Here is a 13,525-nt window from a genome sequence, read left to right as displayed (position 1 = left end):
CTGCACGCCCAACAGAGAAGGCTTTTCCCTCCGCCTCGCCGAGAACCCGCTACAGAAGCGCCCATAGGGTATGCACCAAGTGAGTTAAACGATTAACCGACGTACATTCGCTCCCACACGTCATACAACGTATGACTGCGATTCAGCGAAGGCCGTGCCCCGGCTGATGCGCAAGCCGCCCGGATCGCCGCCAGACAACGAGCAACCATCAAGGAGACTGACGATGAAGCACCGATTCACCCGCTCCCGTACCGCCCTGGCCGTCGCGCTGATGGCCGGCTTCGTGGTGTCCGCGCAGGCCCGCGTGTTCCGCTCGGCGGACGTGCACGGCGACAGCTTCCCGACCAACATGGCGGTCAAGTACATGGGCGACGAGCTGTCGAAGCTGACGAGCGGCAAGGACTCGATCAAGGTGTTCGGCAACAGCGCGCTCGGCTCCGAGAAGGACACGGTCGACCAGGTGCGGATCGGCGCGATCGACATGGCGCGCGTGAACGGCGCGTCGTTCAACGAGATCGTGCCGGAGTCGCTGATCCCGTCGTTCCCGTTCCTGTTCCGCGACGTCGACCATTTCCGCAAGGCGATGTACGGCCCGGCCGGCCAGAAGATCCTCGACGCGTTCGCGGCGAAGGGGATGATCGCGCTGACGTTCTACGAGAGCGGCGCGCGCTCGATCTACGCGAAGCGCCCGGTGCGCACACCGGCCGACATGAAGGGGCTGAAGGTGCGCGTGCAACCGTCCGACCTGATGGTCGACGAGATCAAGGCGATGGGCGGCACGCCGACGCCGATGCCGTTCGCCGAGGTCTACACGGGCCTGAAGACGGGCCTCGTCGATGCGGCGGAAAACAACCTGCCGTCGTACGAGGAAACCAAGCACTTCGAGGTGGCGCCCGACTACTCGGAGACGCAGCACGCGATGACGCCGGAAGTGCTGGTGTTCTCGAAGAAGATCTGGGACACGCTGTCGCCGCAGGAACAGGCCGCGATCAGGAAGGCCGCGGCCGATTCGGTGCCGTACTACCAGAAGCTGTGGACCGCGCGCGAGGCATCGGCGCAGCAGACGGTGGCGAAGGGCGGCGCGAAGATCCTGCCGGCCGCGCAGATCGACCGCGCGGCATTCGTGAAGGCGATGCAGCCGCTGTGGGCGAAGTACGAGAAGACGCCGCAGATGAAGCAGATCGTCGATGAGATCGAGGCCACCAAGTGACCCGTCGCACTTCCCTGAACGGCGCGGCGGCCGTGGATGCATCGGACGCGGCTGCCGCGGACGGTGCGGCGCCGTGCCGGCCGCAGGCGGCGGCGCCGCGCCTGCGCTGCGTGAACGACCTGCTGTTCCGCGCGCTGGCCGTGGTCGCGTCGCTGTGTCTCGCGGCGCTCACCGTGCTGGTGTTCTACGCGGTCGTGATGCGCTACGTGTTCGAGAACGCGCCCGATTTCGTCGAGCCGATCGCGCTGCTGCTGGTGATCGTGATCGCGATGTTCGGCGCGGCGATGAAGGTGCGCGACGGCGGCCATATCGGCCTCGACTCGCTGGTGCGGCGCTTGTCGCCGGGCCCGCGCACCGTGGTGATCGCGATCCAGCACCTGAGCCTGATCGCATTCGCGATCGCGATCATGGTCGGCTGCGGCAGCATGGCCGCGGAGACGATGGGCGACCGCATTCCGATCATCGGGTTGCCCGAAGGCGTGCGCTACTTGATCACGATTCCCGCGGCGATCGCCATCATCCTCTTCTCGCTCGAGCACCTGCTCGCGCTTCGTCGTTCTTCGTCGGGACAATAACGCCATGGAACTCGCGATCCTGTCCGTCAGTTTTCTGGTTTTCCTCGTGCTCGGCGTGCCCGTCTCGTTCGCGCTCGGCATTTCCTGCGTGCTGACCTACCTGGTCGAAGGGCTGCCGATCGCGACCGCGATGCAGGCGATGATCTCGGGGATGAACGCGTTCTCGTTCCTCGCGGTGCCGTTCTTCATCTTCTCCGGCGAGCTGATGCTGCACGGCGGCATCGCGGACCGGATCCTGCGCTTCGCGCAGGCGACCGTCGGCCATTTCCGCGGCGGCCTCGGGATGGCCAACGTCGTCGCGTGCACGCTGTTCGGCGGCGTGTCGGGCTCGCCGACCGCCGATACGTCCGCGATGGGCGGCGTGGTGATTCCGCTGATGAAGCGCGAAGGCTACAGCGCGGCTTACGCGGTCAACGTGACGACCCACGCATCGCTCGCCGGCGCGCTGATGCCGACGTCGACCAACATGATCATCTACGCGTTCGCCGCGCAGGGGATCACGGGGATGCTGCACGGCCAGCCGGTGAGCGGCGTGTCGATCGGCGACCTGCTGTTCTCCGGCCTCCTGCCGGTGTTGTGGGTGATGGGCTTCGTGCTCGCGGCCGCATACTGGCAGGCCGTGCGCCACGGCTATCCGCGCCGCGAAGACGGTTCGTCGGCGCTGCCGTCGTTCCCGGGCTGGTATGCGGTGCTGCGCAGCTTCGTCGGCGCGGTGCCGGGCCTGATGGTGATCGCGATCATCCTCGTGTGTGTCGCGAAGGGGATTGCGACCGCGACCGAAGCCGCCGCGATCGCCGTCGTGTACTCGCTCGTGCTGACCGCGCTCGTCTACCGGACGCTGACGGCCGAGAAGCTGCGGCGCGCACTGTCGCATGCGGCGCGCACGACGGGCGTCGTGCTGCTGCTGATCGCCGTGTCCAACATGCTGCGCTTCCAGATGTCGTACCTGGAGATTCCGGATGCGATCGAAGGGCTGCTGAAGCAGTCGACCGCTGCGCCCTGGCTGATGCTGCTGTACATCAACATCATCCAGGTGTTCCTCGGCACGTTCGTCGACATGGCCGCGCACATCCTGATCACGACGCCGCTGTTCCTGCCGATCGCGATGGCGTGCGGCGTCGGGCCGGTGCAGTTCGGGATCATGCTGCTGCTGAACTGCTCGCTCGGCCTCGTGCACCCGCCGATCGGCTCGGTGCAGTTCGTCGGCTGCGCGATCGGCAACGTGTCGATCGGCGAGACGACGAAGATGGCGTGGCCGTATTACCTCGCGATCTTCAGTGCGATCAACATCGTCACGTACATGCCGTTCTTCTCCACCTGGCTGCCGAGCCTCATCAGCGGGCACGCGGTGTTCTGAGCGCGCGTTTCGACCGTCGCGGCGCCGGACGACCGAGGTTGTCCGGCGCCGCAGTCACGTCGGCGGTGGCTTCACGCGCGGCGGCAGCACCGGCGCCGGCCGCGTCGCGCGATCGGCGTCGTCCCGGCCGCACGGCGGAAGTGCGCGATGCGATGCGTCGCGGCACGCGCGGCAGTCACACGCAACGGCGGCAACCTGTGCGATGATTCGCCGCTTCGCGTTCGTCGCAGAACGCCGCGGATCGCGACGCCCGTTTCCGGGCCGCCGCCCACCGCATTGACACGGAGACGACATGCCCGCACACATCGTTCATGGCAGCACCCTGCATTACCAGGATCGCGGCACCGGATTTCCGGTGCTGTTCGGGCACAGCTATCTGTGGGATGCCGCGATGTGGGCGCCGCAGATCGACGCATTGTCGAGCCGGTATCGCGTGATCGTGCCGGACCTGTGGGGGCATGGCGCGTCGGGCCCGCTGCCCGGCGGCACGCAGACGCTCGACGATCTCGCCGCGCACGCGAGCGCGTTGCTCGATGCGCTGGAGATCGAGCAGTGCGCGGTCGTGGGGCTCAGCGTCGGCGGGATGTGGGGCGCGCAGCTCGCGTTGCGCGAACCGCGGCGCGTGCGCTCGCTCGTGCTGATGGACGCGTCGCTCGAGGCCGAACCCGACGCGACGCGGCTGCGCTACTTCGGGATGCTCGATGCGATCGCCGCCGCCGGCTGCATCGCGCCGCCGCTGCTCGATGCGATCGTGCCGCTGTTCTTCCGGCCGGACGTGAACCTGGCCGACCCGGTGCCGCGCGCCTTTCGCGCGGCGCTCGCGAACCTGCCGGCCGACCGGCTGCGGGAATCGATCGTCCCGCTCGGCCGGCTGATCTTCGGGCGGCCGGATACGCTCGCCGCACTCGCCGGGCTGGATGCCGAACGCACGCTGCTGTTGTGCGGCGCGGGCGACATGGCGCGCCCGCCGTCGGAGACGGTGAAGATGGCGAGCGTGATCGGCTGCCGCCATGCGCTGGTGCCGGACGCCGGCCATATCTCGAACCTGGAGAACCCCGCGTTCGTCACGCGGACGCTGCTCGACTGGTTCGACGAGCAGCAGCTCGCGGCGGGCTGAACGCCGCACGCGATGCCGGCGGCGGGCTGAACGCCGGATGCGATGCCGGCGGCGGGCGCCGCGCGGCATCGCGTGACGACGCAACGACTTGCGTTGCGACGTGACTGCGGCATAGCGACATTACCGCGTCATGCGCGTTCGCCGACCGGCGTGAACTGGCGGTCGCGCACGCGGCCCGCGTCGGCGCCGCGGCGAATCAGGTCCTGCGCCTCCGCGCGGCTCGCGACGCACGGCGCGGAGCCGGGCAGCGGCCGGCGTGCGGACTCGCGCAGCGCGAGCACCGACACGATGCCGATGAACGATGCGCCCATCAGGTAGTAGGCCGGCATCATCAGGTCGCCGGTGCGATCGACGAGCCATGCGGCGACGAGCGGCGTCGTGCCGCCGAACAGCGATACCGACACGTTGAAGCCGATCGCGAGCGCGCCGTAGCGGATCCGCGTCGGGAACAGCGCGGGCAGCGCGGACGGCATCACGCCGGTAAAGGTCGACAGCAGCGTGCCGTAGATCAGCATCCCGCCGAACACCGGCAGCATCCCGCCGGTGCGGATCAGCAGCAGCGCGGGCACCGACAGCACGAGCAGGCCGACGCAGCCGAACATCATCACCGGCTTGCGGCCGAGCCGGTCCGACAGATGGCCTGCGTAGAGCGTCATCGGCATCATCAGCACCATCACGAGCAGCACCATGAACAGGCCGTGCGTTTCGTTGAAGTGCAGCGTCGCCGACAGGTAGTTCGGCAGGTACGACAGCGCCATGTAGTCGGTCACGTTGAAGATCAGCACGAGGCCGACGCACTGCAGCAGCGGCTTCCACTGTTCGACGAGCAGCGTGCCGAACGACTGCTTCGGGCGCGATCGTTCGTCCGCTTCGCGCGCTTCGGCTTCCTTCTTGAACGCGGGCGTTTCCTCGAGCTTGAGCCGCACGTACAGGCCGACGAGGCCGAGCGGGCCGGCGATGAAGAACGGCACGCGCCAGCCCCACGACAGCAGCGCTTCCTGCGACAGCGTCGCCGTCAGGATCGCGACGGTGGCCGCGCCGAGCGTGTAGCCGATCAGCGTGCCGAACTCGAGGAAGCTGCCCATGAAGCCGCGGCGCTTGTCGGTCGCGAACTCGGCGATGAAGGTGGCGGCGCCGCCGTATTCACCGCCGGTCGAGAAGCCCTGCACGAGGCGCGCGACGAGCAGCAGGATCGGCGCCATGATGCCGATCGACGTGTAGCTGGGGATCAGGCCGATCGCGAAGGTGCCGACGGCCATCATGATCATGGTGGCGGCGAGCACGCGCTGGCGGCCGATGCGGTCGCCGAGCGGGCCGAACACCATGCCGCCGAGCGGGCGCACGAGGAACGCGGCCGCGAAGGTGCCGAAGGTCGCGAGCAGCTGCGCGGACGGGCTGCTGGACGGGAAAAACACTTTACCGAGCGTGACGGCGATATAGCTGTAGACGCCGAAGTCGAACCATTCCATCGCGTTGCCGAACGCCATGGCCCCGACCGCACGCTTGAGGACGGCAGGGTCGACGATCGTGATGTCATCCAGCTTGAGGGCCTTGCGCGAAGACCGGGCTTTCGCGGGGTGCGCTTGCGATGAACTCAATGAACGCTCCTGGAAGGAGCCTTCGCGGCCGGCCGAGCGGGTGCGCGGCGGGGCGGGCGCGGGACCGTCGGGGACGAAGGCGGTTGTCTCTGGATCGCCATGATGTCGGTGATGCGGCACGCGGCACGCGACACCAGGCAAGTGTGTTGGTGTGAAGCAGTGTAGAGAAACGGGGAACACGGACTATCGGTCATACGCCCGGAAACCGGTCGAAAACGACACGGATGGCGCAGGCGGGCAAGTCGCCATGCCGCGCGGCGGCGCGTGTGCGGCGGCAAGGCGGTACGGGTTGCGTCAACGGCGGTCTATGCCGCGATCACGGCGTGGACGGATGCGGCACGGTACGGATCGTGTGGGCGCGTGGGTGTGTCGAGGTATGGGCGTGTCGGCGTGTCGGCGTGTCGGCGTGACGGGCAAGACGGACGTGACGGGCGGGCGGAGCGTTGCACGCGCATCCGCCCGCCACGGAAGCCGTGCCGAATCCGGATGCATCGCTGCAGGCCGGCGTCGGTGAAAAATAATTCGGAGTGCGAATGAATCGGGGCGGTGGTTCGATGCAGCCTCCACCGCCCGTGCATCAGAACATGTGGCGGATCCCGAGGTTCGCGCCGACGGTCGTGCCGGTGACCGCGTAAAGCGCGTTGTTGATCCCGAGCCCGGTGTTCATCGCACCGTGGTTGTTGACCATCGCGACCTGCGCGTACAGCGCGGTCGCCTTCGACAGGCTGTAGGTCGTACCGATCGCCGCGAGCAGCGAGTGATTGGCCGTGTCGTTGCGATCGCTGGTGAACCAGACGCCGCCGTTCAGGTCGACGGCCGGCGTCGCCTGATAGTCGAGGCCGCCGCCGTACACGTTGTTGCTGAACGAGCCGCCGACCTTGTAGCTCGTGAACGACGCCTTCGCGGTGACCGGGCCGAAGCGGTAGGCGGCACCGATCGTGCGCCCGACGAACGCGACGGTGCTCGGCGTCGGCGTCGGGTTGGTGCCGTCGTTGCCGTCGTAGAACGCGGCGTCGATCATGAAGCCGTCGTGCTCGTACTTGAGGCTCGCCGAGTATTGGCGGCCGGCCTGGAAGTCGCCGGCCTTGCCGCCGAACGCGAACATCGCGCTGCCGGTGAGGCCGGCGATCGTCGGGCTCGTGTACGACACGGCGTTCGGGTTGAACAGGCCCGTCACCAGCACGTTGTCGACGTAGTTGATCAGCCCGCTGCCGAAGTGCGAGAAGCTGCGCGGATCCGAATCGAAGATCGCGAGCAGGAACGGCGAATACTGCACGCCGGCCTTGACCGTGCCGAACCCGCCGTCGAGCCCGACCCACGCCTGGCGGCCGAAGAAGTTGCCGTTCGAATGCGCGAACGCGCCGTTGGTGACGGCGAAGCCGCTCTCGAGCTGGAATTTCGCCTTGAGGCCGCCGCCGAGATCCTCGGTGCCGGTCATCCCGAACGTCGTCGGCGTCATGCCGGTGTCGGTCATCGCGAACTGATGGCCGGCGTTCGCGCCGGTGGCCGCGTCGCGTGTCTTGCTGGTGTACAGCAACGCGGCGTCGAGGTTGCCATACAGCGTCACGCTGCTCTGCGCGAAGCCGCTGCTACTGGCCAGCGCGCCTGCCAGCGCCGCGCAACCGATCACGATTCTGCTTTTCATTGAGGTGTCTCCAGTGTTGTTGTACGTCGATGCATCGAACAAGGGGAGGCGACGGATGCCCGCGTGGCGGTGTCCGTCGCATGAGCCGCGCACGCAGGGTGGGGCGCGGCGGGACGCACGTGCGCGGCCGGGTGGTGGCCGCGTGCGACGCGTTCAGGGCGGGGATGGGCGCCCGAACGCGCGTGTGTCGACAGTGTCGGGTGGGGCCGGTGCCGGCCGCGTCATTCAGAGCGACCGGTTGAGCTGCTCGAGGATCGCCGGGTTCTCGAGCGTGGACGTGTCCTGCGTGATCGCCTCGCCCTTCGCGAGCGAGCGCAGGAGACGCCGCATGATCTTGCCCGAGCGCGTCTTCGGCAGGTTGTCGCCGAAGCGGATGTCCTTCGGCTTGGCGATCGGCCCGATCTGCTTGCCGACCCAGTCGCGCAGCGCTTTCGCGAGCGCCGCCGCTTCGTCGCCTTCCGGCCGCGAACGCTTCAGCACCACGAACGCGACCACCGCCTCGCCCGTCGTGTCGTCCGGGCGGCCGACCACCGCCGCTTCCGCAACCAGCTCGTGCGACACCAGCGCCGACTCGATCTCCATCGTGCCGAGCCGGTGGCCCGACACGTTCAGCACGTCGTCGATGCGGCCCATGATCGTGAAGTAGCCGGTGTCCTTGTCGCGCACCGTGCCGTCGCCGGCGAGATAGAGCGTGCCGCCGAGTTCTTCCGGGTAATAACTCTTCCTGAAGCGCTCCGGGTCGCCCCAGATCGTGCGGATCATCGCGGGCCACGGACGCTTGACGACGAGGATGCCGCCCTGACCGTTCGGCACGTCCTGGCCCGTCTCGTCGACCACCGCGGCCATGATGCCCGGCAGCGGCAGCGTGCACGAACCCGGCACCGTCGGCGTTGCGCCGGGCAGCGGCGTGATCATGTGGCCGCCGGTTTCGGTCTGCCACCACGTGTCGACGATCGGGCAGCGCTCCTGGCCGACGTGCTTGTGGTACCACATCCACGCTTCCGGATTGATCGGCTCGCCGACCGTGCCGATGATGCGCAGGCTCGACAGGTCGTAGCTCTTCGGATGCACGTTGTCGTCGGCTTCGGCGGCCTTGATCAGCGAACGGATCGCGGTCGGCGCGGTGTAGAACACCGTGACCTTGTGATCGCCGATCATCTTCCAGAAGCGCCCAGCGTCCGGATACGTCGGCACGCCCTCGAACACGACCTGCGTGCCGCCGCACGCGAGCGGGCCGTACGTGATGTACGTGTGGCCGGTGACCCAGCCGATGTCGGCCGTGCACCAGAACACGTCGGCCGGCTTCCAGTCGAAGGTCCACTTCATCGTCTGCGCGGCCCACAGCAGGTAGCCGCCGGTGCTGTGCTGCACGCCCTTCGGCTTGCCGGTCGAGCCCGACGTATACAGGATGAACAGCGGATGCTCGGCGCCGACCCATTCCGGCTCGCAGGTGTCGGACTCGCCGTCGGCGATCTCGTGCATCCACAGGTCGCGTTCGGCATGCCAGTCGATCTTGCCGCCGGTGCGGCGATAGACGATCACGCTCTTGACCGCTTCGCAGCCGCCCATCGCGAGCGCTTCGTCGGCGATGCTCTTGAGCGGCAGCGTCTTGCCGCCGCGCGCCTGCTCGTCGGCGGTGATGAGCGCAACGGCGCCGACGTCGACGAGCCGCTCGTTGAGCGATTTCGCGGAGAAGCCGCCGAACACGACCGAGTGCGTGGCGCCGATGCGCGCGCAGGCCTGCATCGCGACGATACCTTCGATCGACATCGGAATATAGATGATGACGCGATCGCCCTTGCCGATCCCGCGTTTCTTCAGCGCGTTCGCGAAGCGCGACACGCGTGCCAGCAGCTCGGCATAGGTGACGCGCGTGACGGTGCCGTCGTCGGCCTCGAAGATCACGGCGACGCGTTGGCCGTTGCCGGCTTCGACGTGGCGGTCGAGGCAGTTGTACGACGCGTTGAGTTCGCCGTCGTCGAACCACTTGTAGAACGGCGCGTTGCTCTCGTCGAGCACCTTCGTGAACGGCTTGTGCCAGCTGAGGCCCTCGCGCGCGAGACGCGCCCAGAAGCCTTCGTAATCCTGCTCGGCCTCGGCGGCCAGCGCGCGGTAGGCCGGCATGCCGGAGATGTTGGCGCGCTCGCGCGCGTCGGCCGACGGTTCGAAGATTCGGTGTTCCTGCAGGATCGATACGAGGGCAGTCAAGGTGTTCTCCGTGGAAATCGTTAGTGTGCGGCCTGACTGTTGAAACGCAACTTGCATGCCAATCGCGCGGGTATTCGGCCGGAGCGGCGTGCGTGCGCGTTGTAGTGTGGTTCACGTAGATCGATATGCAGTGCAAAGCATAAAAATACCGAGCACTCGGTGCGCTTGTCGGCCTGCGTGTTGCGTCGAAATGCAGCAGCGGGTGTTGCAGGCGTCAACACGGCGCACGATGCGCGGCGCGCACGCCACCGGCCGGACGCCGTGCTAGGCGATGAACGACCGGAGCGCGCCGAGCGCGTCGGACGCGCGAAGCCGCGCGAGCGCCGACGCCTCGATCTGCCGCACGCGTTCGGCGGACAGGTTCAACTGGCGGCCGATGTCGCGCAGCGAGCAGCCTTCGTCCGCGTGCAGTCCGTAGCGCAACCGCAGGACCGTCGCTTCGCGCGGCGGCAGCCGGTCGATCGCGGCAGCGATCGTATGGCGCAACTGGGCGGCGCCGGCGGCGTCTTCGGGCGACGGCGACGACAGGTCCGGCGCGACGTCGGCGAACGTCATGTCGCCTTCCGGCGAGACCGGCAAATCCGCCGACACCGGCTCCTTCACGATCGCCATCAGGTCGCGCACCTTGTCGACCGGCTCGCCCATGTGGACGGCCAGTTCGGCCGGCGTCGCGGCCGTGCCCGCGCGTTGCCGATGCTCGCGCGCGAGCCGCGACAGCTTGTTCAGCGCGTCGACCGTATGCGTCGGCACGCGGATCGTGCGGCCGAGGTCGGCGAGCGCATGCGTGATCGCCTGCCGGATCCACCAGGTCGCGTAGGTCGAGAAGCGGAAACCGCGCCGGTAGTCGTAGCGCTCGATGGCCTTCAACAGGCCGATGTTGCCTTCCTGGATCAGGTCGGCGAACGGCAGCCCGCGATCGGGATAGCGCTTCGCGATCGACACGACGAGCCGGAGGTTCGCGTCGAACAGTCGCGTCCTCGCCGGCTGCATCGCGCGCTCGATCGCAGCGAGCCGCGCATCGAGCGACGCGGTCGCGCCGGGCGGCAGCGCCGACGCCGGGGCATCGCGCACGATCGCGGCACGCGCGTCGACGAACTCGGCCGCGCGTCGCGTCAGCGTCGGCCCGCAGGCCGGATGGGCGGCGATGCACGACGCGAGCCAGCCCGCGTGGTCGTCGTCGGTCGACTGTGCAAACGACGGCGGGACGCCCACGTCGGCCAGCATCCGCGCCAGCCGGCCCCGCAGCGTGCGCTGCCGGCATGCGCGCTTGCGCAACGGTTCGCTCATTCGTTCGAGTGCGCGGGCGGACAGGCGCACCGTGCCGAGCAGCGCCGCGACGTCGCGTACTTGCGCGCGATACGCGGCAGAAGCGGTGCTGCCCGACACCAGCGCCGCGCGCATGCCGCCGGTGAGCGCGTCGATGCGGGCGAGCCGCGCTACGACGGCGTTGCGCCAGGCCGAATCCTCCGGTGGCGTCTCGTCGTCGCGTGCGGGCTCGCCGATGGAGGCGGGCGAAGCGTCCGCATCGACTGTGTCTGCCGGTCGATCGTCGCGTGGGCCATCGGCGAGAAAGATCACGTAGGTCGATGCGGCGGTCCGGCATTCGGCGATCTCGGTGCGGATCGACACCAGCGCGTCGAGTGCGTCGGGATCGCCGCACAGCACCGCGACCGACGCCGCGCGGCCGCGCTCGATGCGCTGCGCGTACGCGAATTCCTCGTCGCGCGTGAGGAGCGGCGTCGTGCCCATCTCGCGCAGGTACAGCCGGACCGGGTCGGTCGTGCGCGGCGCGAGCAGGTCGGCCGCGGTGAGCGCGCCGGCGCCGTCGGCCCATGCGCGCGCGGGCGGCGCGGGCCGGAAGTAGCGATCGAGCGTCCAGCCGCTCGCGGTATCGGCGCTGTCGCACACCGTGATGCCGAGTTCGGCGAGCACCGCGGCGGCCGCATCGATGCCGCCGTCGCTCGCATCGTCGTCGGGCAGCGCGTCGATGATGTCGCCGCGCGTGACGAAGCCGCGCGACAGGCCGGTCGCGATCAGCGCGTGCAGATGCGCGACGGCATGCGGCGGCGCGCCGTCGTCGATGCCGGCCACGGGGGCCGGTGCGTGCCGCGCCGGCATCCCGTCGCGCGACGCGTCACGCGCGCTTCGCATACACGTTGCACCAGCCGTCCGCCGCGACCAGCTTGCCGCCGAACATCGGACACGTGCCGGCGGCATCCGCCGCTTCGCCCTTGTAGAAGCGGCAGTTGACGCAGCGCTGGCCGGCCTGGTATTTCGGGAACTGCGCGGTGTCGACGCTGGACGCACGCGCGCGATAGCCGAGCGTCTTCGCGGCGGCGTCGTTCTCGTCGACGAGCGGCGGCGCCGCGAGTGCCGTGCGTGCGGCGGCGAGCGTCGCGCACAGGCCGATGGTATGGATGATGAAGGTTCTGCGGGAGGTCGGGTACGTCACGGTCGTTTCCTGGTGAAGATGAAATCGTGGGGAAGGGCGCGGCCCGCATCGCGTGGCGGAGCCGCTGGCCCGGTGTTACTGGCTCGCGTCCTTGTGCGCGGCGGGACCGGCGATGAGCGGCGCGGTCGACGCGTGGGCGGTATCGGCCGTCAGCTTGCTCTTGCCGGCGACGTAGCCGTTCGACGCGAGCAGGAAGGCCATCAGGTCCGCGTAGTCTTCGTCCTTCAGCTTGCCGGGCTGGTCCGCCGGCATGTTGGTCGCCATGTAGCCGAACACGCCGCCGATCGTCAGGTGCGAATGCGACAGCGGCGCGAACGACGGGCCGCTCAGCGCGGGCGCGGTGTTGCCTTCGAGGTCGGCGCCGTGGCACTTCGCGCAGGCGTTGCCGTAGATTTCCTTGCCGTGTGCGACCTGGACGGCGTCGAACGTCGGCGCGGCGTCGCCGGTGCTCGCGGCGACGCGGATGAAGCCGCCGGCGGGCACGTTGCGCGCGCGCAGCAGGCTACCGGGCGCGCGGCCCGAGTTCGCCGTCGCGCCGTCGAGGAAACGCGACGGCGTGCGCGACTCGTGCGCTTCGAGCGCGCTGCCGGGCAGCGCCCACTTGCGGGTCAGCGCGGCCAGCCGGCCGTTGTCCTTCATCTGCGTGAGTGCCGCGTCGATCCGCTGCTGCAACGCGGCCGAGCGCGGCGCGAACGCGAACGTGAGCTGCCATTCCGCATACGGCGACGCGGCCGCGCCGATGCGGAATGCCTGTTTAGGATGCGCGGCCTGATACGCGACGACCGCCGGATACCAGACGATCGCGCGATGCGCGCGGCCGCGGGCGAGCGCGTCGATCGTTTGCTCGGACGTGTTCTCGAGATCGAAGCGCGCGTTCTTCTGCTGCACCGCGATCAGTTGCGCGGGGCTCGCGTAGGTGGCCGCGACGATTTCCCGGCCGGTCGCCGGCGTGCCGGCATCGCGGCGCGTGACGCTCACGTAGCCGGAGCGCAGGTAGCCCTGCGAGAACAGCAGCTTCGTGTCGGATGCGTCGGCGATGGCCGAGCGCGGGAAGCCGGCGAGCACGTCGCAATCGCGTTCGAGGATGCCGGCGAGCTCGTGCGCGGATACGCCGTCGTCGTCGCTGCCGCCTGCGTCATGTGCGGAGAAGGTGGCGGTTATGCCGGCCGTGCGGAACACGTCGCGGGCGACGGCCTTGTCGAGCGCGGCCGTCGGCGTACCGGGCAGCGAGCAGACGCGCACCGCCGTCGCGGCCGTGGACAGCGCCGGGGTCAGCGCCGTGCCTGCCGCGAGCGCACAGGCCACGGCGAGGCGGGAAAGTCGGATGTTCATGATCGTACGCTCGGTTGAAAAGGAGAATGGA

General features: G+C 68.8%; 10 protein-coding genes. 4 read left to right on the top strand and 6 right to left on the bottom strand.

All coding sequences use genetic code 11. From position 1 onward, the window contains the following. Positions 1-223: 223 nt before the first annotated feature. From U4Y91_RS18085 to U4Y91_RS18070, 4 genes are all read left to right on the top strand, one after another. Complete coding sequence (locus tag U4Y91_RS18085) at positions 224-1,210, top strand: TRAP transporter substrate-binding protein (protein WP_321806187.1); 987 nt, start codon at positions 224-226, stop codon at positions 1,208-1,210. Then, positions 1,207-1,785, top strand: coding sequence for a TRAP transporter small permease (locus U4Y91_RS18080; RefSeq protein WP_321806186.1), 579 nt, complete (start codon positions 1,207-1,209; stop codon positions 1,783-1,785). The genes U4Y91_RS18085 and U4Y91_RS18080 overlap by 4 nt, the downstream gene beginning before the upstream one ends. A gap of 4 nt (positions 1,786-1,789) precedes the next feature. Next, complete coding sequence (locus tag U4Y91_RS18075) at positions 1,790-3,142, top strand: TRAP transporter large permease (protein WP_321806185.1); 1,353 nt, start codon at positions 1,790-1,792, stop codon at positions 3,140-3,142. Between the two features lie 292 nt (positions 3,143-3,434). Continuing rightward, on the top strand, positions 3,435-4,259 hold the full coding sequence (locus tag U4Y91_RS18070; RefSeq protein WP_321806184.1) for an alpha/beta fold hydrolase: 825 nt from the start codon (positions 3,435-3,437) through the stop codon (positions 4,257-4,259). A gap of 128 nt (positions 4,260-4,387) precedes the next feature. Here the strand turns inward: U4Y91_RS18070 and proP are convergent, their stop codons facing one another. The 6 genes from proP to U4Y91_RS18040 form a co-directional block, all read right to left on the bottom strand. After that, positions 4,388-5,857, bottom strand: coding sequence for a glycine betaine/L-proline transporter ProP (gene proP, locus U4Y91_RS18065; RefSeq protein ID WP_415750475.1), 1,470 nt, complete (start codon positions 5,855-5,857; stop codon positions 4,388-4,390). Positions 5,858-6,434: 577 nt separating this feature from the next. Continuing rightward, complete coding sequence (locus tag U4Y91_RS18060; protein ID WP_321806183.1) at positions 6,435-7,502, bottom strand: porin; 1,068 nt, start codon at positions 7,500-7,502, stop codon at positions 6,435-6,437. A 225-nt stretch (positions 7,503-7,727) separates the two neighbouring features. Continuing rightward, entirely contained in the window at positions 7,728-9,767 is a 2,040-nt protein-coding gene (gene acs, locus U4Y91_RS18055; protein ID WP_415750474.1) for an acetate--CoA ligase, read from the bottom strand. Positions 9,768-9,974: 207 nt separating this feature from the next. After that, positions 9,975-11,828, bottom strand: coding sequence for a sigma-70 family RNA polymerase sigma factor (locus U4Y91_RS18050; RefSeq protein WP_321806386.1), 1,854 nt, complete (start codon positions 11,826-11,828; stop codon positions 9,975-9,977). Positions 11,829-11,844: 16 nt separating this feature from the next. Next, positions 11,845-12,162, bottom strand: coding sequence for a high-potential iron-sulfur protein (locus U4Y91_RS18045; RefSeq protein ID WP_321806181.1), 318 nt, complete (start codon positions 12,160-12,162; stop codon positions 11,845-11,847). 75 nt (positions 12,163-12,237) lie between these two features. Continuing rightward, entirely contained in the window at positions 12,238-13,494 is a 1,257-nt protein-coding gene (locus U4Y91_RS18040; protein WP_321806180.1) for a c-type cytochrome, read from the bottom strand. Positions 13,495-13,525: the final 31 nt, after the last annotated feature.

It is taken from the genome of Burkholderia sp. BCC1993 (assembly GCF_905339865.1).
Taxonomy (GTDB): Bacteria; Pseudomonadota; Gammaproteobacteria; order Burkholderiales; family Burkholderiaceae; genus Burkholderia.
The sequence above is the reverse complement of the archived record's forward strand: the minus strand, read 5'-3'. Positions and strand labels throughout refer to the sequence as shown.